Origin of the sequence: Bradyrhizobium sp. 141, assembly GCF_023074055.1 — a bacterium.
GTDB lineage: Bacteria > Pseudomonadota > Alphaproteobacteria > Rhizobiales > Xanthobacteraceae > Bradyrhizobium.
The window spans coordinates 204195-224473 of sequence record NZ_JADPKR010000103.1 but is presented as its reverse complement, the minus strand read 5'-3'; the positions used below and the strand labels follow the sequence as shown (position 1 = coordinate 224473).

17 protein-coding genes are annotated in these 20279 nt (G+C 64.9%); 6 read left to right on the top strand and 11 right to left on the bottom strand.

Going from position 1 to position 20279, the window contains the following annotated elements; genetic code table 11:
* Nucleotides 1-76: 76 nt before the first annotated feature.
* The 3 genes from IVA81_RS32415 to IVA81_RS32405 all read left to right on the top strand — a co-directional run bounded on the left by IVA81_RS32415 (nucleotide 77) and on the right by IVA81_RS32405 (nucleotide 3422).
* The gene (locus IVA81_RS32415) at nucleotides 77-526 is read left to right on the top strand and encodes a hypothetical protein (protein WP_247325662.1); all 450 of its coding nucleotides are present in this window, start codon (nucleotides 77-79) and stop codon (nucleotides 524-526) included.
* A 92-nt stretch (nucleotides 527-618) separates the two neighbouring features.
* Nucleotides 619-1638: a trypsin-like peptidase domain-containing protein gene (locus tag IVA81_RS32410; protein WP_247325660.1), complete on the top strand. Its 1020-nt coding sequence runs from the start codon at nucleotides 619-621 to the stop codon at nucleotides 1636-1638.
* 59 nt (nucleotides 1639-1697) lie between these two features.
* Complete coding sequence (locus IVA81_RS32405; RefSeq protein ID WP_247325657.1) at nucleotides 1698-3422, top strand: FAD-dependent oxidoreductase; 1725 nt, start codon at nucleotides 1698-1700, stop codon at nucleotides 3420-3422.
* 217 nt (nucleotides 3423-3639) lie between these two features.
* Here IVA81_RS32405 and IVA81_RS32400 read toward each other — a convergent pair whose 3' ends face one another.
* Complete coding sequence (locus tag IVA81_RS32400) at nucleotides 3640-7116, bottom strand: indolepyruvate ferredoxin oxidoreductase family protein (RefSeq protein WP_247325654.1); 3477 nt, start codon at nucleotides 7114-7116, stop codon at nucleotides 3640-3642.
* Between the two features lie 165 nt (nucleotides 7117-7281).
* Here IVA81_RS32400 and IVA81_RS32395 point away from each other — a divergent pair, with 165 nt between their 5' ends.
* From IVA81_RS32395 to IVA81_RS32385, 3 genes are all read left to right on the top strand, one after another.
* Nucleotides 7282-8235 (top strand): hypothetical protein, encoded by a 954-nt coding sequence (locus IVA81_RS32395; protein WP_247325652.1) that lies wholly within the window; start codon nucleotides 7282-7284, stop codon nucleotides 8233-8235.
* A 304-nt stretch (nucleotides 8236-8539) separates the two neighbouring features.
* Nucleotides 8540-9244 (top strand): isochorismatase family cysteine hydrolase, encoded by a 705-nt coding sequence (locus IVA81_RS32390; protein WP_247325650.1) that lies wholly within the window; start codon nucleotides 8540-8542, stop codon nucleotides 9242-9244.
* Between the two features lie 4 nt (nucleotides 9245-9248).
* The gene (locus IVA81_RS32385; protein WP_247325648.1) at nucleotides 9249-10916 is read left to right on the top strand and encodes a regulator; all 1668 of its coding nucleotides are present in this window, start codon (nucleotides 9249-9251) and stop codon (nucleotides 10914-10916) included.
* A gap of 69 nt (nucleotides 10917-10985) precedes the next feature.
* Here the strand turns inward: IVA81_RS32385 and IVA81_RS32380 are convergent, their stop codons facing one another.
* The 10 genes from IVA81_RS32380 to IVA81_RS32335 all read right to left on the bottom strand — a co-directional run bounded on the left by IVA81_RS32380 (nucleotide 10986) and on the right by IVA81_RS32335 (nucleotide 20275).
* Nucleotides 10986-11282: a hypothetical protein gene (locus IVA81_RS32380; protein ID WP_247325646.1), complete on the bottom strand. Its 297-nt coding sequence runs from the start codon at nucleotides 11280-11282 to the stop codon at nucleotides 10986-10988.
* Between the two features lie 97 nt (nucleotides 11283-11379).
* Nucleotides 11380-12204 (bottom strand): carbohydrate ABC transporter permease, encoded by an 825-nt coding sequence (locus IVA81_RS32375; protein WP_246925797.1) that lies wholly within the window; start codon nucleotides 12202-12204, stop codon nucleotides 11380-11382.
* Between the two features lie 11 nt (nucleotides 12205-12215).
* Complete coding sequence (locus IVA81_RS32370) at nucleotides 12216-13154, bottom strand: sugar ABC transporter permease (RefSeq protein ID WP_247325644.1); 939 nt, start codon at nucleotides 13152-13154, stop codon at nucleotides 12216-12218.
* Nucleotides 13151-14476, bottom strand: a complete 1326-nt coding sequence (locus tag IVA81_RS32365) for a sugar ABC transporter substrate-binding protein (protein ID WP_247325642.1) — start codon at nucleotides 14474-14476, stop codon at nucleotides 13151-13153. Before IVA81_RS32365 ends, IVA81_RS32370 begins: the two co-directional genes overlap by 4 nt.
* A gap of 79 nt (nucleotides 14477-14555) precedes the next feature.
* Nucleotides 14556-15335 (bottom strand): sulfur oxidation c-type cytochrome SoxA, encoded by a 780-nt coding sequence (gene soxA, locus IVA81_RS32360; RefSeq protein WP_247325629.1) that lies wholly within the window; start codon nucleotides 15333-15335, stop codon nucleotides 14556-14558.
* Nucleotides 15332-15649: a thiosulfate oxidation carrier complex protein SoxZ gene (gene soxZ, locus IVA81_RS32355; RefSeq protein ID WP_247325627.1), complete on the bottom strand. Its 318-nt coding sequence runs from the start codon at nucleotides 15647-15649 to the stop codon at nucleotides 15332-15334. The genes soxA and soxZ overlap by 4 nt, the downstream gene beginning before the upstream one ends.
* Nucleotides 15649-16116 carry a SoxY-related AACIE arm protein gene (locus IVA81_RS32350; protein WP_247325625.1) on the bottom strand — a complete coding sequence of 156 codons (468 nt, stop codon included), beginning with the start codon at nucleotides 16114-16116 and terminating at the stop codon, nucleotides 15649-15651. Before IVA81_RS32350 ends, soxZ begins: the two co-directional genes overlap by 1 nt.
* Before the next feature lie 8 nt (nucleotides 16117-16124).
* Nucleotides 16125-16565 carry a sulfur oxidation c-type cytochrome SoxX gene (gene soxX / locus IVA81_RS32345; protein WP_247326071.1) on the bottom strand — a complete coding sequence of 147 codons (441 nt, stop codon included), beginning with the start codon at nucleotides 16563-16565 and terminating at the stop codon, nucleotides 16125-16127.
* Between the two features lie 196 nt (nucleotides 16566-16761).
* Nucleotides 16762-18033 carry an NAD(P)/FAD-dependent oxidoreductase gene (locus IVA81_RS32340; protein WP_247325621.1) on the bottom strand — a complete coding sequence of 424 codons (1272 nt, stop codon included), beginning with the start codon at nucleotides 18031-18033 and terminating at the stop codon, nucleotides 16762-16764.
* Between the two features lie 55 nt (nucleotides 18034-18088).
* A complete protein-coding gene (locus IVA81_RS32335) occupies nucleotides 18089-20275 on the bottom strand; it encodes a molybdopterin cofactor-binding domain-containing protein (RefSeq protein WP_247325619.1) in 2187 nt (728 codons plus the stop codon).
* Between the last annotated feature and the right edge of the window lie 4 nt (nucleotides 20276-20279).

The window sequence follows — 20279 nt, the reverse complement described above, 5'->3', positions numbered from 1 at the left end:
AGCGAAGCTCGTCGCGCCCCGCAAGCGGGGGAGGGAGCAGACCTTCAACGCGGCGCCAGCTTTCGAAGAGGACGCGATGCCTGATCAACTCTCCCTCACGCCGCGCCAGCGCGAAGATCTTCGCACCGTCGCCGGGATGATCGTGCCCGCCAGCGACGAATACAAGGTGCCCGGGGCCGACGATGCCGCGATCCAGGCGGATATCCTTGCGACGCTCGGCCGCGACACCAAATTGGTGGCAGCGGCTCTGGACCACCTCGCTGACCTGGCAGGAGGGCCGCTCGCTGAGCTCGATGCCGATAGGCGCGATGCGGTGGCGCTGGTGCTCCGCAAACACGGCGGCGTGGCCGCCGCGACGCTCGTCCGCGTCGTCCTGCAATGCTACTACCGCGACGACCGCGTGCTGCGCTCGCTCGGGCTTGAGCTGCGTGCGCCGTTCCCCAGGGGACACGTGCTTCCGGACGGCGACTGGTCGCTGCTCGACCCGGTCAAGGCAAGGGGCGGCACACTGCGGCGGGCACCCTAGCCATCTGGGCAGTCCAGCCTAGCGCTCCAGGCAGGCACCTTGCGCGGCAGCGAACAGGCCACCATCTGTGTGAGCCTTCAAGGACTGTTGCCATGCTGGATTTTACCTCGGATATCGCCGATGACGCACCGTCATCGCGAACGCCGGCGGCTGCCACGGTCGATGACCGGGCGCTGCTGGACGCCTATTCCAATGCCGTGATCGACGTGACCGACCGCGTCGGCCCCGCGGTCGTGCGGGTCGAGACCGGGCCCAAGGTGCCGAACGGCCGCGAGCGCGGCGGGCTCGGCTCGGGCATCGTGATCTCGCCGGACGGACTCGTTCTCACAAACAGCCATGTGGTCGGCTCCTCCAGGGAGATCCGGCTGCGGGACGTCGAGGGCCATGTCGGCGAGGCCCAGGTGCTCGGCGTCGATCCCGACACCGACCTTGCGCTGCTGCGGGCTAACGGCGTGCGGCATCTGCCCTATGCCGCGCTCGGCAACTCCAAGACGTTGCGTCGCGGCCAGCTCGTGATCGCGATCGGCAATCCGCTCGGCTTCGAATCGACCGTGACCGCCGGCGTGGTCTCAGCGCTCGGACGCTCGATCCGCTCGGTCAGCGGCCGCACCATCGAGGACGTGATCCAGACCGATGCCGCGCTCAATCCCGGCAATTCCGGTGGTCCCCTGGTATCGTCGAATGCCGAGGTGATCGGCATCAACACCGCCATCATCAACGGTGCGCAAGGCATCTGCTTCGCGGTTGCCAGCAACACTGCGCAATTCGTGCTGTCGGAGATCATCCGTCACGGCTATGTCCGCCGCGCCTATATCGGCGTCGCCGGACAGACCGCGCCGGTCCCGCGGCGGCATGCGGTGCTGGCCGGCATCGAAAACAAGATGGGCGCGCTGCTCGCACAGATCGAGCCGGATGGTCCGGCGGCGAAGGCGGGGCTGCTGCCCGGCGACGTCGTGATCAGGCTCGACGGCATCGAGATCAACGGCGTCGACGATCTGATCCGGGTGCTCGACCGCGACCGTATCGGCCGGCGGCTCGCCATGGACTTGCTGCGGCTCGGCCGCCTGCGGGCGATCGACATCGACCCGATCGAGCGCAAGCCGCAACGCTAGCGCTCCACGGGCACGGCGGGGTATGACGGTGCCATGCCTCGTCCCAGGAAACCCGCCGCATGATGCCGGCGCATGAGACCTACGACGTCATTGTCATCGGCGCCGGTGCGGGTGGCATGACGGTGGCGGCCGTGGCCGCTGCTGAAGGCCTGCGTGTGCTGGTGATCGAGAAGACCGCGTTCGTCGGCGGCACTACGGCGTGGTCCGGCGGCATGGTCTGGATCCCTGCCAATGCCAAAATGAAAGAGGTAGGGCTCTCCGACAGTGTCGCGGATGCCGTGCAGTATCTGTCGAGCACGGTGCCCGAGCCCGCCAATGCCGGCCTGCGTGCCGCATTCCTCGCGCGCGGGCCCGAGGCGGTCGCCTATCTCGAAGCCAACACCGAGGTGCGGCTTCAGCCGGTGAAAACCAATCCGGATTATTATCCGGAACGGCTGGGCGCAACGCCCGGCGGCCGTGTGCTGGAGCCGGTTGCTTTCGATGGCACGCGGCTGGGCGGAGCTTTTGCGAGATTGCGGGCCCCGCTGCCGGAGTTCACGCTGTTCGGCCGGATGATGGTCAATCGTCTCGATATTCCGCATCTGCGGAAGGCGGGAAGATCGCTGCGCTCGACCCTGCGCGCGGCGCGACTGGTTTCCGAATATGCATTGCAGCGGCTGCGCAGCCCGCGCGGCACGACGCTGCATCTCGGCAATGCGCTTGCTGCGCGATTGTACGCCTCGCTGCTGGCGCGGCAGGTTGAAATTCTCTTCAGCGCCGACGTTGAAGACCTCTCCATGCAGGGCGATCGCGTCAGCGGCGTGGTGATCCGTCATGGGTCCCGCGACCGCCCGATCGCCGCGCGCCGCGGAGTCGTGCTGGCGACCGGCGGCTTCTCGCACGACGCGGTGTTGCGCAAGCGCCTTTTCCTGGCGGCAGCCGGATTTGTTTCGGCGACGAACACCTCCGGCACCGGCGACGGACTTCGGCTCGCGGCAACGGCTGGTGCCGCGCTCAACACGGACGCGACCAGCCCGGCCTATTGGGTGCCGGCCTCGCTGTTCCCCCGCGCCGACGGCAGCCGCGGCGTGTTCCCGCATATGGTGACCGACCGCGCCAAGCCCGGTGTGATCGCCGTCAACGCAGCGGGCCGGCGTTTCGTCAACGAAGCGCTGTCGTACCACGAATTCGTGCTCGCCATGCTCCGTGATGGCAATGGCGAACCGGATCGGCCGTTCTACCTGATCTGTGACCGCACGTTCCTGTGGGCTTACGGCCTCGGTCGCATCAAGCCGTTTACGCGCGGCTATCGGCGTTATGTGGCGAATGGCGAGTTGATCGAGGCTCCTGATATCGCAGAGCTCGCAACCAAGATCGGCGTCAAACCGTCCGCCCTCACGGCGACGATCGCGAACTACAACGCCGATGCGAAAGAAGGTCGCGACGGCGAATTCGGCCGCGGTAGCACCGTCTACCAGCGTCACCTCGGTGATATCAGCCACAAGCCCAACCCGTGCGTCGCGCCGATCACCTGCGCCCCGTTCTTCGCGATGCGCATCCATCCGGCCGATCTCGGCACCGCCATCGGCATGAAGGTCGATGCGCAGGCCCGCGTGCTGCGCGAGGACGGCACGCCGGTCACGGGGCTTTATGCCTGCGGCAACGACATGGGCTCGATCATGAACGGGAATTATCCGGGGCCGGGCATCATGCTGGGGCCGGCGCTGACATTCGGCTATATCGCGGGGCGGCATCTGGCGGAGGGCAGGGTGGAAGCGTCGAGTGCCGCCAAGACGTCGATCTAGCCACCCCCACCGCTGTCATGCTCCGCGAAAGCGGGGCATCCAGTACGCCGCGGCCTATCAGCATAACCGCACCGTCTCGGAGTACTGAATCGCCAGGTCAAGCCGGGCGATGACACTGACTGTTTGGTGAGACTCTTGGATTGCTTCGTCGCATCAGCGCAAAATTGCTACGCAATTTTGTCGCGAGCTCCTCGCAATGACCTGGAGAGAGTGCGGGCTACTCCGCAGCCGCGGCAAAGCGGCTGTTCTCGAGCTCCGCTTCCAGCCGCGCCGTCTCGGCCGCCGCGAGCTTGACGTTGGCTTCCTTGACGTGGCCAAAGCCGCGGATCGTCTCGGGCACGCGCGCGAGTCGCGTCAGCAGCGGGATCTGCTCTGCCTTCAGCCCGGCGGTGCGCTGGTCAATCATCGCAAAGTATTCCTCGACCAGCTTCCGCTCGGTGCGGCGCTCCTCGGTTCTGCCGAACGGATCGAACGCGCCGCCGCGCAGAAACTTCAGCCTGGCCAGTACGCGGAAGGCGTGGATCATCCAGCCGCCGAACTCCTGTTTCTGAAGACGACCCGTTATCTTGTCGCGCTTCGCGAAGATCGGCGGAGCCAGATGGAATTTCAGCGTGAAATCGCCGTCGAATTTTTCGGACACCTTCCTGGCAAAGCTGCCATCGGTGTAGAGCCGCGCGACCTCATACTCGTCCTTGTAGGACATCAGCTTGAACAGGTTCTTTGCGACCGCCTCTGTCAACTCCGTGGACGCGGGCGAAGCGGCGCTCTCCGCCTTGCGCACCTTGGCGACGGCTGCGAGGTAGCGGTCCGCGTGGGCCTTGTCCTGATACCCGGTCAGGAACGCCGCACGGGTCGCGATGATGTCGTCGAGCGATTTCGTCGGCGCTGATGTCCTGTTCTTGAACTGCAGCACGCTGCGCACCCGCGACATGTCGTGGGCGGCAAGGCGGCCCCAGGTGAAGGCGAGCTTGTTCATCTCGATCGCGGCGCCGTTGATCTCGATGGCGCGGAGCAGGGCTTCCAGAGACAGCGGGATCGCGCCTTTCTGGAAGGCGAAGCCGAGCATGAAGGGGTTGGTCGCGATGGAATCGCCCATCAGCGCTGAAGCAATGCCCGTCGCATCGATGATGTCGAGGTTCTTGTCGCCGATGGCATCGCGCAGCACGGTCTGCATCGTGCCCATCTCGAAATCGAGATCGGGGTTTTGCACAAAGCTCGCGGTCGGCTGCAAATCGGCGTTGATATAAGCCCTGGTCACGCCGCGCTCGGCGCGGCTGAGCGCGGAGGGACCTGCCGAGACGATCATGTCGCAGCCGAGGATGACGTCGGCGCCGCCGGTGGTGATGCGAACCGCGGAGATGTCCTCCGACTTCGGGGCGATGCGGACATGGCTCATCACGGCGCCGTTCTTCTGCGACAGGCCCGTGAAGTCCAGTGCCGAGCAGCCGCGGCCATCGACATGGGCGGCCATGCCGAGCAGGGCGCCGATGGTGATGACGCCGGTGCCGCCGATGCCGGTGACGAGAATGTTGTAGGGGCCTTCCAGCTCGCGTGCCGGCGGCAGCGGCAGGTCGGCGAACAGCTGTCCGGAATCGACCGCCGACGTCTTCATGCGCTTCAGGTTGCCGCCATGCACGGTGACGAAGCTCGGGCAAAATCCCTCGACGCAGGAAAAGTCCTTGTTGCAATTCGACTGGTCGATCTGGCGCTTGCGGCCGAACTCGGTCTCCAGTGGCTGCACCGAGACGCAGTTGGAAGCCTGAGAGCAATCGCCGCAGCCTTCGCAGACGAGCTCGTTGATGAAGGCGCGCTTGGCGGGATCGGGATAGAGCCCGCGCTTGCGGCGGCGGCGCTTTTCCGCGGCGCAGGTCTGGTCGTAGATCACGACCGTGAGGCCTTTGATGTCGCGCAGCTCGCGCTGCACGGCATCGAGCTCGCGGCGGTGATGGATGGTCGCGCCTTGCGGGAAGTAGTTGCCTTCAGGGTATTTGCTCGGATCGTCCGAGACGATCGCGAGCCGCTTGACGCCCTCGGCCCAGACCTGATGCGCGATCTGCGCGACGTTGAAGGCGCCTTCGGCGGGCTGGCCGCCGGTCATCGCGACGGCGTCGTTGTAGAGGATCTTGTAGGTAATGTTGATGCCGGCGGCCGACGCTGCGCGAAGGGCGAGAAGCCCGGAATGGGTATAGGTGCCGTCGCCGAGATTCTGGAAGATGTGGGTCTCTGTCGTGAAGGGTGACTGGCCGATCCAGTTCACGCCCTCGGCACCCATATGCGAGATCAGATCGGTGCGGCGGGTCGGCATGCTCAGCGCCATGCCGTGGCAGCCGATGCCGGCCATGGCGCGGCTGCCCTCCGGCACGCGCGTCGAGGTGTTGTGCGGACAGCCCGAGCAGAAGAACGGCGTGCGCGCGAGCTTGATCGGCGCACTGGTGGTGACGGGATGGTCGAAGGCCTCGAGCCGGGCGAGGCGCTGCTCCAGCAACGGGCTGTGATGGCCGAGCTTGCGCAAGCGTGCCACCAGCGCAGAAGCGACGATGGTCGGCGTCAGCTCGCCCTCGCCCGGCAGCAGCGGCGCGCCACTCTCGTCGCGCTTGCCGGTGACGGTCGGCCGCCTGGATGCATCGATATTGTAGAGGATGCGCATCAGCTGATCTTCGATGAAGCCGCGCTTCTCCTCGACCACGAGCACATCCTGAAGTCCTTCGGCGAAACGTTTCGCGCCGCTTTCCTCCAGCGGCCAGGTCAGCGCGACCTTGTAGATGCGAAGGCCCAGATCCTGCGCGTCCTTGTCGGTAATGCCGAGGTCGGCCAGCGCCTGGCGCAGATCGAGATAGGCCTTGCCGGTCGCGACGATGCCGAGCCTTGCGGGCTTGGAATCGAGCACGATACGATCGAGCTGGTTGGCGCGGGCGAAGGCCTGCACCGCTTCCATCTTGGGGCCGAACAGGCGCCTCTCGGCATCCAGCGGCGGATCGGGCCAGCGGATGTTGAGGCCGCCGGGCGGCATCTCGAAATCATCGGGCAGCCTGATCTGGATACGTTCGGGATCACTATCAATCGAGGCGGAGCTTTCGACGGTCTCGCTGATCGCCTTGAAGCCGACCCAGCAGCCGGAGAAGCGCGACAGCGCGAAGCCGTAGAGGCCGAGATCGAGATAATCCTGGAGCGTCGCCGGGTTGATGACGGGGATCAGCGCCGCCGCGAACACCTGCTCGCTCTGATGCGCCAGGGTCGAGGATTGGCAACCATGGTCGTCGCCGGCAAGCGCGAGCACGCCGCCATTGAGCGCGGTGCCGGCCGCATTGGCATGCTTGAGCGCATCGACCGAGCGGTCGACGCCGGGGCCCTTGCCGTACCAGATGCCGAACACGCCATCGACCTTGGCGCCGGGAAACAGGCCGACCTGCTGGCTGCCCCAGACCGCGGTCGCCGCCAGATCCTCGTTGAGGCCGGGGACGAAGGCGATGTCGTGCTGCTGAAGGTGCGACTTGGCGCGCCACAGCGCGTGGTCGTACATGCCGAGCGGGGAACCGCGATAGCCCGAAATGAAACCGCCGGTGTTGAGCCCCTGAAGCCGGTCACGTTCGCGCTGCAACATGGGCAGGCGGACCAGGGCCTGTGTGCCGGACAGGAAGATCCGCTTCGATTCGAGCCGGTATTTATCGTCCAGCTCGACCTGCAACAGCGTCATTTCAGGAGTCCTCGTCTTCTTGTTCGGCGCGGGGTTTGCGCTGCGGGAGGGATTGGCGGCTGCGCGACGCGAATTGTGACAGTCAAGAGCATGGGCCGGCGAAGTCAATATCGCTGGCCGCATCCGTGGCGCTCCTGCTAGTCATGGCTGCCTGTGGAGAGCACCATGACTGCAAACGCATTCGACACCGAGATCACCGAGGCCGGAGGGGCCTTGATCGGGCCGTGGCAGCAGCCGCGCCAGATGCTTCAGGCGCAAACTTATGACGCGCATGCTTCGATCCACGATGACTCGACCGCGCAGAAGCTGGGCTTCAAGGGCGGCACCATCGAGGGGCCGACCCATTTCAGCCCGTTCGCGCCGCTGTGCGAGCGACAATGGGGCCAGGCCTGGTTCGAGACAGGATGTCTCTCCGCGCATTACCGCAGCGTCTGTTACGAAGGCGAGGAGGTGCAGGCCATCCTGTCAAAACCCTTGCCCGATACGCGCCAGTGCCAGATCCAGATGGTCAAGCGCGACGGCACCGAGGTGCTGCGCGGCACCGCCTCGGTCGGCGAGACGCACGCGGCGACCGCGCTCGAAGCGCGTCTTGCCGAGCTCAAGCCGCTCGCCGATCCCGTGATCCTGCGTGACGTGAAAGTGGCGCAGACCAGCAGACGCCAAACCGTGCGAATGGCGTTCGACCAGATCATGGGCGACCTCTATCCGTTCTCGCTCCGGCAGAAGCTCGCGGTCATCACCGAAAACTCGCCCTATTATTCCGGCGCCGACAATCCCTGGCGCAAGCCCATCATCCCGATGGAGATGCTGAGCGTGCTGTTCCAGTACCGCTCCAAGGACGATCCGCTGCCGGCAAAGGGACCGGCGGTCGGCCTGTTCGCTGATCAGGAGATCAGGCTGGTGAAGGGGCCGCTGTTCGTCGACGAGGACTACGAGGTCGAGCGCGAGGTGGTTGCGCTCTCCGGCAGCCGCCGCACCGAAAGCGCCTGGGCCAAGACGCGCGTGTTCGACAAGGCGGGCACGATGGTGGCGACCATGCTGCTGAACATGGCGACGCTGAAGGATTCCTATGCGCCGTACGAGGAAGAGTATCGGCAGCTGTATGGAGCGGGGCGGTAGTCTCATCGTCATTCCGGGGCGCGCGTAGCGCGAACCCGGAATCCATTTTACCGCGGACCTTGGCGCCTGATGGATTCCGGGCTCGACGCTTCGCGTCGCCCCGGAATGACGAGCGGAGGGCGCTCATCCTTTAAGCAAATTCACGTCGCAAAGCCGTCGCACAGAGAATAAGCAGGCGTCGGCTTTTCGCGTAAGTTTCTGAGCGTGCTGCGAATTCCCCCGCCGTCCACGCCCCAGCGCAATTGTACACAATGGCACGGCGCTTGCAGAACTCCTGGCGCAGTTCTCGCGAGGGGCGGGCGTCATGCTGAGTGCAAGCAAGCCGACATTGGGCGTCATCAGCGCCGAGCCCGAGCCGATCACGCTCGACTGGTCCGCCACCGCGCTTCTGATCATCGACATGCAACGCGACTTCATGGAGCCCGGCGGCTTCGGCGAAACGCTCGGCAACGACGTCAGCCAGCTCGCGCGCTCGGTGAAGCCGATCGGTGCGGTGCTGAAGGCCGCGCGCGACACCGGCATGCTGGTGATCCACACCCGCGAGGGCCATCTGCCCGATCTTTCCGATGCGCCGGCGGCGAAGGTCGAGCGCGGCGCGCCGTCCTTGCGCATCGGCGATCCCGGCCCGATGGGCCGCATTCTCATCCGCGGCGAGGCGGGCCACGACATCATTCCCGAGCTCTATCCGCTCGACAGCGAAATCGTGATCGACAAGCCCGGCAAGGGCGCGTTCTACGCCACCGAGCTTACCGACGTGCTGGAGAAATACGGCATCGAAAATCTGCTGGTGTGTGGCGTCACCACCGAAGTGTGCGTCAACACCACGGTGCGCGAGGCCAATGACCGCGGCTACCGCTGCGTCGTCATGTCGGACGGCTGCGCGTCCTACTTCCCCGAGTTTCACGAGATGGGCCTGAAGATGATCAAGGCCCAGGGCGGCATCTTCGGCTGGGTCGCAACCTCAGCCGCGGTCTTGGAGGCAATGAAGATTTCGACCAAACAGGGGTGACATCATGAGCACATTGACGGGGACGACTGGCAAGTCTGAGATCACGACGTCCGAGTTCAAGCCGGCACTATGGACATCGGGCGACTGGAACGCGTTTTTCGGCTTCGGCACCAACATCCTCGTCAACATGCTGGTGCTCACGGGCCTCCTGCGTTTCGTTTTGAAGATGCCGGATAGTCTGGTGTTCGGCCGCATCCTGCCCGCGCTCGGGCTGATGATGTGCCTGTCGACCTTCTATTATGCCTACCTCGCTTACCGCCTGGCGCAGAAGACCGGCCGCAACGATGTCTGCGCGCTGCCCTCGGGCGTCAGCGTGCCGCACATGTTCATCGTCACCTTCGTCATCATGCTGCCGATCACGCTGAAAACCGGTGACCCGCTCAAGGGGTGGTCCGCGGGTCTGGTCTGGGTGTTCTTCCAGAGCTTCATCCTCATGATCGGCGGCTTCATTGCGCCGTTCATTCGCAGGATCACGCCGCGCGCGGCGCTGCTCGGAACCCTTGCCGGCGTCTCCGTCACCTTCATCTCGATGCGCCCCGCGCTTGAGATGTACATGACGCCGCAGATCGGTCTCGTGTGTTTCGCCATCATCCTGGTGAGCTGGTTCGGCGGCGTGAAGTATTGGCGCGGCATTCCGGCCGGCCTCGTTGCGATCGCCGTCGGCATGATCATCGCCTGGGGCTCGAACCTGTTCGGGCTCGGTCTCGGTGGATTGAGCATCGCGGGCGTTGGCGCAGCGTTTGCGAATTTCGGCTTCTCGGTGCCGCTTCCCGCCGTGGGCTACGTCTTCTCCGGCTTCGAATTCCTCGGCATCATCCTCGTCACCGCCATTCCGTTCGGCATCTACGACCTCGTCGAAGCCATGGACAATGTCGAGAGCGCGGAAGCCGCCGGCGACGAATATCCGACCACGCGGGTGCTCACGGCCGACGGCGTCGTCAGCCTGATCGGCTGCCTGATGGGCAATCCCTTCATCAACGCCGTCTATATCGGGCATCCCGGCTGGAAGGCGATGGGCGGCCGCATCGGCTACTCGGCCGCAACCGGCATCATGGTGATCGTGCTGGCCTGGTTCGGCATCATCTCGGTGCTGCTGGCACTCGTGCCCGTGGTCGCGATCTCGCCGATCTTGCTTTACATCGGCATGCTCATTGGCGCGCAGGCGTTCCAGACCACGCCGGTCAAGCATGCGCCCGCGATCGTGCTGGCGCTGACGCCGCATCTGGCCGCCTGGGCCAAGCTGCAGATCGACACGATGCTCGGCTCGACCATGAATGCGGCAACAACCGTCGGCGGCTTGGCCGCCGACAAGGCCGACGCTGTCAAAGCTGCCGCGATCGCTGCACTGCCGCAGCAGGGCGTGTTCTACCACGGGCTGGAGGTGATGGGCGGTGGCTCCATTCTCGGTGGCCTCATCCTGGGGGCGATCGGTGTCTTCATCATCGAGCGCGACTTCGAGAAGGCATCGGGCTTCGCGCTGGTCGGTGCGGTCCTGACCTATTTCGGCTTCATGCACGGCGAGGCCGTCGGCATCGGCGGCGGATTTGGTGTCACGCCCGCTGTGGCGCTCGCCTATGCCGTGATGGCCGCCGGCCTGTTCGCGGCCAGCAAGCTCGGCGCCAGCGCATCCTATGCCGTGCATCCGGAGATGTCGGCCGCGCCGGCGGAGTAGACCTGGGGCAACAAGAATCTGCGGCCGGACGGCATCGCGTCGTCCGGCGCATTCTACCCCTACCGAAACTTACGCACTGGATTCCATACTTACCAGAACGTCCCCGGCGATGATCTCGGGGTCTCCAAGATTGAGGTCGGGCAGGCTTGCCTGAACGAAACCCAGCACTTTGTCGTTCGCCGCATTGGCGCTCTCGCGGTCCTCGAATATCATCACGGCGACGCCGACGCCGTCGCCTCCGTCCAGCACGTAATAGGATCTGAAACCGGGCGATTCCCTCAGGATGTGACCGATGCCGCTCTTGGCACGGCGAGCGGCGTCCGCAACCGAGCGAACCTTGGTGTACTTTCGAACGAACATGTACATCAGGGCACCTATGCGTCTCAGTCCCTGCCACACGCATCAAAGCACATCAGGACGGTGCCGGACAGGCTCTTCGGGCGGACGATTCCCGTCGCGCAGTTTAGCCGCCCTTGACGGCTCCCGCCGTCAGCCCGGCGACGATCTGCCGCTGCGCCAGCACTGTCAGGAGCAGCACCGGGAAGGTGACGATCAGCGCAGCGGCGGCGAGCGGTCCCCAGCTCAACTGGTCGAACGAGATCATGTTGTACACGGCGACGGGCAGGGTGCGGGTCTCGCGCCCGGCCAGAACGATGCCGAACACAAAGTTGTTCCACGAGAAGATCACGGCCAGGATGAAGGCGACCGCGATGCCCGGCCGCGCGATCGGCAGCGCGACATGGCGGAACACCTGCCAGCGGCCGGCGCCGTCGATCAGGGCGGCTTCCTCCAGCTCCATCGGTGTCGTCTCGAAATAGCCGATCATGATCCAGATCACGATCGGCACCGTCACGACGAGGTGGATGATGATCTGCGGTACCAGCGTGCCGAGCAATCCCAGCCACTGAAACAGCAGGAACAGCGGGATCAGGTAGGACAGGCCCGGCGTGATGCGGGCGATCAGGATTACGATCGCGGATTTATGCGCGGCCATGCGCGCGATGCCGTAGCCGGCGGGGACGCCGACGATCAACGCCAGCGCGGTGGCGCTACCTGTCACGATCAGGCTGTTGACGAAATAGGTCAGGAAGCGGTTGGAGGCGAGGACGTCGGCATAGTTCTTCCAGGCGATACGATCGGGGATGAACACCGGCGGATAGGCCGCGTTGTCGACCTCGAACTTGAGCGACAGCGATGCCATCCAGAGGAAGAACAGGATGGCCGGCGACACGATGACGAACACCGAAAGCCAGAGGCCGATCTGGCCGACGATCTGACGTAGGTTGATTTGACTTGAGGTCATGCGCGGCTCGCGATCTCGGTCCACAGCATGCGCTGGCGGGCGTAGAGCATCACTGCCGCGAGCAGGACGATCAGCAGGAAGAACACCACCGCGATCGCCGAGCCGTAGCCGAGATCGTAATAGGTGAAGGCGACGCTGTAGAGATAGATGTTGATCGTCTCCGACGCCGAGCCCGGTCCGCCTTGCGTGATCGCGAAGATGATGTCGAAGCTTTTCACGGCGTCGATCATGCGGATCATGCCGGCGATGAACAGGAACGGCATGATCAGCGGCAGGGTGATGAAACGGAACACCTGCCAGAAGCTGGCGCCGTCGATCTGCGCGCTCTCGTAGGGCTCGGTCGGGATCGCGGCGAGGCCCCCGAGCACGATCAGCATCACCAGCGGCGTCCATTGCCAGGTCTCGACCAGCACCAGCGAGGGAATGACGGTGGCGGGGTGGAAGACCCAGAGCTGCGCGGGGATCCCGACCAGCGACAGCAGATAGTTGAGCACGCCGAGCTGCGGATGGAACATCATGGTCCAGACCAGCGCGATCGCCACCGGCGTCGCCATCATCGGCATGATGAAAATACCGCGCAGAAAACCGCGGCCGGGAAATTTCTGGTGAAACACCACGGCAGCGAGCGTGCCGAGCGCCAGCGGCAGCACCACCGACAGCACGGTGTAGACCATGGTGTGGCCGACTGCCTCGAGGAAGCGGGGATCGCTCGTCAGCCGCAGATAGTTGGAGAACCCGACGAAGGTAGTCGCCGAGCCGACCTTCCACTCGTTCAGGCTCATCCAGATGGTGAAGACCCACGGGAAGATGATGATGGCGAGCACGACGACCAGCGCCGGCACCACGAACGGCCAGTAGGACGGTGGCCGCAAGGCCTTCTCCGGCGCGGCATCGGACCGTGCCGCGGCCGGAGTCGATTGTGTCAACGTGCTCACGCCTTTTCGCTGCGCTCCAGGATCGGCCGGTACTGTTCGTGCGCCTTCTTCAGCTCGGTAGCGGGATCGGCGCCCGACAGTGTCGAGGTCAGCGCGGCGCCGACGAGATCGCGGAATTCTGCGACTGGGATGACGACGGGAAGGCCCAGCTTGCTGATCTTGGCGGAATCGATCACCGATTGCAGCCATTCCTTGGGCATCTTCACGCCGCTCTGGACCTCCGCATCGTTCAGGATCGAGTTGCGGAACGGTACGCCGCCGCCGGCCTGCAACAGCCGCGCGCCCTGCTGCTTCGAGACCGCCCATTGGCACAGCAGATAGGCGGCTTCCTTGTTCTTGCTTGCGGCGGCAATGCCGATGCCGTCGCCATAGGTCGCTGAATATTGCCCCTTCGGTCCGGCCGGCACGACGGTATAACCGACCTTGCCGACCACGCGCGAGGCGGCGGGATCCTCCAGCGGCGGCGCCCAGCCGACGCCGTCGATCCACATCGCGGAGCGGCCTTGCGTGAACGAGGCCATCGACTCCATCCAGTTGAAGCCGGCGACGCCGGGCGGGGCCACCTTCGTCAGCAGCGTCTGATAGAGTTTTGTCGCCGCGACGGCTTCCGGACCATCCGTGAGGATGTTGCCCTTGGCGTCGAGGAATTCGCCGCCATAGTTGAGGAAGAAGTTGGTCCACAGGGTCATGTTGGCGTTGCGCAGGCCTCGCCCGACGAAGCCGTAGGTGCCGTCCTTGGCGTCGGTGAGCTTTTCGGCTGCGGCGACCATCTCGTCCAGCGTCTTGGGGACAGCGACGCCCTTCTTCTGGAACAGCTCCTTGTTGTAGTAGAGGATGAAATAATCGACCGACCAGGGCAGCGACAGCATCTGGCCCTTGTCGTTCTTGGCGTATTGCAGACCTGCGGCCGAGAAATCGCCCTCGACGAGATCGGGCGCGGTCAGTGCCGGATCCTTCATGAAGGGCGTCATGTCGGCGAGCCAGCCGGCTTTCTCGAACTGCCGCTTCTGCACGTGATAGCTGAGATGGACGACGTCGAAGCTCGGCCGGCCCGAGGTGAGCTCGATCACGACCTTCTGGCGCTGCTGCTGTTCAGGAATCTGCTCGGATTCGACCTGGATGCCGGTGAGATCCGTGAACTCCTTGATGTTCTTTTGCAGGTTGTCGCCGCGCGGGCCCTTGGCGAGGATCACCTCCAGCTTGGTCCCGGCGTATTTCTTCCAGTTGACCTCGGCGCGCGCCGGCAAACCGGTCAGGCCGAGTGCGCCGGCCGCGGCGGTACCCGCTAGCAGCGTGCGGCGCGAGATGGTGTGGTTGGCCAATTTAGTCCCTCCCTCTAATTCATTTTCTTTGGGAGGGATACTAGCGGCCGTTCCACGCCTGCCTAGCCCTAATCGACGATCAGGGCCGCACCGCCGGCGTCTCCACTGGCAGGCCGCGCGCCCGCGACATCAGATAGAGCTCGAGTGCAACCAGCTCGGGCGAGCCGTAATCATAGGCCTGGGCGCGGACGCCGCTCATGCAGCTGCGCAGCCGCCGTTCCAGCGATCCCAGCGTTTGCCATTCCAGCCGGTAGAGCGGATAGCCGGTCGGCTGTCCTTGCGTGACCGGCGCGCCCGCCAGGCGCTTGTCGAAATTGTCGTCGTGGCAATTGGTGCAGGCGAGGTTGAGCTGACCCTCCCGTTGCATGAAGAGGTTGCGGCCTTGGTCCACAAAGGGCTTGAGGTTTGGATCGTCGCCGGCCGTGATCGGGATGCCGCGCGATTGGTGAGCGACGAAGGCGGACAGCGCCAGGAGATCGCGGCTCTCGTAAGGCAAAGGCGTAGCCAGCTGATGATTGGCCCGGCAGAGGTTGATGCGCTGGTCGAGCGTAACGGGGCGCCCCAGGGGCTTGTCGAAGGCGGGGTAGCGTGCGGCGACGCCATTCATGCTGGTGCGCGCATCGCCATGGCAATCCGCGCAGGCCTTTTCGGCATTGCCGGTCTTCTTTCCCCATAGCGCCTCGCCGTCCAGCACGAACAGCATGCCCGGATTAGCCGTGTCGTCATCCTGCATCGCGCGCGTGTCGGGCCCCATGAACGAATAGCCGGACCGGTGCGCATCGGGCGGGATTTCACCGGCGAGCAGGGCAGGGGCCGCGGCGAACAATGCCGCCGCTGCTATAGCGCGCCAAACGCTCATTCGACAATGATCGATGCCGATGCGGTCGACGAATAGCCGTTGTCGCCGATCCATTCGAATTCGAACTTGCCGCTCTCCTTGGCGACCGTGAAGAACGATAGATAAGGATTGGCCGCGATCGCCGGAAACAGATCGGCGCGAAAGATCTCGGCGCCGTTGTAGCGGCAGGTGAAGCTGGTGATGATGTCGCGCGGCACGAGCTTCCCGTCCACGGTGTGGCGAAAGCCGGTTTCCATGATGTGCGAGGTCAGCGTCCGGATCTCGATGACGTCGCCGCGTCTGACCTTTGCCGGAACGTTGATCAGTGCTGACATCAGTTCATCTCCTCGGTGCAGGCGGCCAGCGTCACGACGATTTCGGCGGCAACCTGCCAGAACGTGTCGTCGGACAGGCGGGCGATCGCGACCACCTTCTGGGTGTCGGCGAGCCGGATCCGGGTCGAGACCTGGGGGCGGCCGGAGGAGGGTCCGAGATGGAAATTGGCGATGTTCGGCTGCGGGTTCTTCTCGTTGAAGACGTGGATGCTCTTGACGTGGTCATCGGCCGTCATCGCGCTTGCGACGCTCACCGTCATCGGCACCGTATTGCCGTTCTCGACCAGTGGCGGAATGTCGAGCTTCACCCTGCCGGTGCGCAATTGCGCTTCGCCGACGACATTGCGGATCGCGGTATTGAGCATCGCGGGCGTGGCTTGAAGTGGACGCAGGGTGACGATCGGGATCGTTCCGGCGGCAGTGATGCCTCCCGCAAGGCTTAGGAATTGTCGTCGGGTGGTTGGCATGAGCAGTCCTAGTCGCCAAGCGTTGCAAGAAAGGCCACGATGTCCTCGATCTCCGCAGCCGACAATATCGGCTTGCCGGCGAAGTTACGTCCGACGCGCACGAGGCCGTCGTTGCGATAATAGGACGGCATGATGGTCTGTGCGTTGAAACGCGACGCATCGACCAGTCGAAGCCGCAACTGGCTCACCGTCCATCGGTTCCCGGCGCCGGCGAGGTCGGGCGCGAGATCTCCCTGGAACCGCGTCTCCGGAAAGGGCCCGGAATGGCAGAGGATGCAGGTCGTCGTGCGCGCGAGCACCAGTGAGCGCCCGCGGGCGGCATCACCGGGCGATCCCGTGAGCGAGGCTGGAATGCCATCGCCGATGATTGTGTAGCGCGCGAGCTCGTCCGCCTTGATATGCGAGGAGAGGGCGAGGCTCGCTGCGATGAATACAGCAATCGCAGATATCGGATGGGGCGCATAGCGCCGCGGCGAACTCCACTGACCTCTCCCGCTTGCGGGAGAGGTCGGCGCGCAGCGCCGGGTGAGGGCTCTTTCCTCTTGGGGGTTCTCGCGAGTGGAGGCACCCTCTCCCCAGCCCTCCCCCGCAGGCGGGGGAGGGGGCGCACTGCGTTGGTGGCGACGGCTTGGTCCCATCATTGCTCTAGCCAAAGGTATCCGCCGTGATGGTTTCAAACCAGCGCTCCGTCTCCGCGGCCTCGCGCGCCCGCAATTCGCGCGGCGCATCGACCGGGCTGGTCGCGCCGCCCTCGACCTCGGCGAAGATGTCGCCTCTCGGCTGGTAGTTGCCGGCGAGTGAAAAACCGTAACCGGGGGCGACGGTGTTGTAGCAGACACCCGTGAGCCGCGGCGCCTGCGGCGCGCGTCCGGCGAGTAGATTGACGATTGCGCTGGCGCAGGCCTTGCCTTGCGCGCTTGCAGCGGATGCCGATTTGGGAATGCCGCCGCCAAGGCAGGCATCGCCGATGACGTGAATGTTTCTGACGAGCCTCGACTCGAAGGACATGGGATCGATCGGGCACCAGCCGGTCGCATCCGTAGCGCCCGCGATCTCGCCGATGCGTCCCGCACGCTGCGGCGGGATGACATTGGCGACGTCGGGCGTGTAGTTGCCGAACTCGGTAACGATCGTCATGGTCGCCGGATCGACCGAAGTCACGCGGCCGCCTTGCGACAGCGAGACGCGCTCGATCATGTCGCCATAGAGCTCCTTCCAGGCTGTCTCGAACAGCCGCTGCTGGGAGAAACTATCCTTGGCATCGAGGATCAGAACTTTCGAGCGTGGCTTGTTCGTCTTCAGGTAATGCGCGATCAGGCTGGCGCGCTCGTAAGGCGCAGGCGGGCAGCGCGAGGGATTGGCCGGGATAGCAATGGCGACGGTGCCGCCGTCCGCCATCGCCTCCAATTGCCTGCGCAGCAAAAGCGTCTGGGCTCCGGCCTTCCAGGCATGCGGCATCTTCTCCGATGCGGCGTCGTCATAGCCAGGCAGGGCTTCGACCTGGAAGTCGATGCCGGGGGAGAGCACGAGGCGGTCATAGCCAAACGCCGTGCCATCGGCCGTCGTCACGCTACGCTTTTGCGCGTCGATGGCCGTTGCGGCCTGAGCGACGACGGTGATGCCTTCGGCCGCGAGCTTGTCGTAGCCAAACTGCTGCGCCTCCATCTTGCGCAGGCCTGCGATCACCGCGTTGCTGAGCGGGCAGGAGATGAAGGTCTTGTTCGGCTCGATCAACGTGACCTGCAATCTCGCATCGGCGCGTTTGAGTGCCCGGGCGCAGGCGGCGCCGCCAAAGCCGCCGCCGACCACGACGATGCGGCCCGCCGATTGCGCGCGCAGGATCGAAGGTGCGAAGAGCGATGTGGCCGCGACGGTGATGCCGAGGACGGCATCCCGCCGTGTCACCGGCACATTCATGAGTCTTGTCCGGAAAAAATGCTGCGGCTGCATTTGAGGCAGCCGCAGCGCTCTCTTAGGCAAAGGTGATGTTCTGGTCCCGCAGCGGCACCGAGCGGATGCGCTTGCCCGTCGCGGCGAAGTAGGCGTTGAGCACGGCCGGCGCGGCAACGCCGATGGTCGGCTCGCCGACACCGCCCCAGAACCCGCCGCTCGGCACCATCACCGATTCCACCTTCGGCATCTCGTTGATACGCATCGAGTTGTAGGTGTCGAAGTTGGTTTGCTCGATCTTGCCGCCCTTGACCGTGCAGCCGCCGTAGAACAGCGCGGAGAGGCCATAGACGAAGGAGCCCGCGATCTGCCGCTCGACCTGCGCCGGATTGACGACATAGCCGGGGTCGGTGGAGGCGACGATGCGATGCACCTTGATCTTGCTGCCGTCGGTCACCGAGATTTCGGCGGCGCCGGCGACATAGCTGCCATAGCCCATGACCTGGGCAATGCCGCGATAGACGCCCTGCGGCGCCGGCGTGGTCCAGCCGATCTTCTCGGCGACCGCATTGAGCACCGCCAGATGCTTGGGATGATTGCCCATCAGCTTGCGGCGGAATTCGAGCGGGTCCTGGCCTGCGGCCTGGGCCAGCTCGTCCATGAAGCATTCCATGTAGATCGCGTTGTGATTGACGTTGACGCCGCGCCAGAAGCCGGGCGGAACGTGCGGGTTGCGCATCGCGTGCTCGACCAACAGGTTCGGCACCGAATAGCCGAACGCGGCCTCGCCGGATTGGGCGACGCCCTGGAATGCGGCCGGGTCCATGCCGTTCTGCAACGCCTCGGGGCGAAGCGAGAACAGGATCGACTGCCCGGACAGGCGGTAGTGCAACGCGACCAGATTGTTGTTGGCGTCGAATGCGCCGGTCATCTTGCACTGGGTGATGGGGTGATACCGGCCGTGTGCCATATCCTCTTCGCGCGACCACAACAGCTTGATCGGCGTGCCCGGCATCTCTTTGGCGATCAGGACCGCCTGACGGACATAGTCGGTCTGACCGCGCCGGCCGAAGCCGCCCCCTGGCATCACCTTGTGCACGTCGCACTTCTCGGCCGGCAGGCCGGAAGCCTCCAGCACCGCTGCAAACGCCGCCTCGCCATTCTGCGTGCCGCACCAGACCTCGCATCGGTCCGCGGTGTAGAGCGCGGTGGCGTTCATCGGCTCCATCGTGGCGTGGTTCTGATAGGGATAGCTATAGACGGCCTCGACCTTCTTGGCCGCGCCGGCAATCGCCGCCTTGGCGTCGCCGTTCTTGTTGCCGACATAGGCCGGCTGCTTGTCGTCGAGGCCCTCGGCCAGCCACTTCGCAATCGACTCGCTGGAAACTTTGGCGTTGTCGCCTTCGTCCCAGACGATCGGCAGCGCCTCCAGCGCGGTCTTGGCGTGCCACCAGGTGTCGGCAACGACCGCGACCGCGGTATCACCGACCTTGACGACCTTCTTGACGCCTTTCATACCGGCGATCTTGGCTTCGTCAAAACTCTTCAACTTGCCGCCGAACACCGGGCAGTCCTTGATCGCGGCGTTCAGCATGCCCGGCAGCTTGACGTCGGCGCCGTAGATCATGGCGCCGGTGGTCTTGTCGACGGTGTCGAGCCGCTTCACGCCCTTGCCGATCAGCTTCCAGTCCTTCGGATCCTTCAGCTTGACGTCCGACGGCGGCGTCAGCTTTGCCGCAGCCTCGGCGACCTTGCCGTAGGTCGTGGTCTTCCCCGAGGGCGTATGGGTGATGACGCTGTTCGCGGCTGCGCATTCGGAGGCCGGCACTTTCCAGCCGTCGGCGGCGGCCTGGATCAGCATCACGCGCGCGGTGGCGCCGCCCTTACGGACATAGTCCTGCGAGGAGCGGATGCCGCGGCTGCCGCCGGTCGAGAAATCGCCCCAGACACGCTTGCGCGCGACGCTCTGGCCGGGTGTCGGATATTCGGTCGTGACCTTGGTCCAATCGCATTCGAGCTCCTCGGCGACGAGCTGGGCGAGGCCTGTCAGCGAGCCCTGGCCCATTTCGGAGCGAGCGATGCGAATCACGACTGTGTCATCGGGCCTGACCACGACCCAGGCGCCGATCTCGGGCGAGCCGTCGGCGGCGCGGACCACGGCGGGGCCGCCGAAGGGAATGTCGAGGCCGATGGCCAGGCCGGCACCGACTGCGGCCGTGCCAATGACGAAGGCGCGGCGGTTGAGCCGCGGCGAAACATGCTTGTTCATGTGG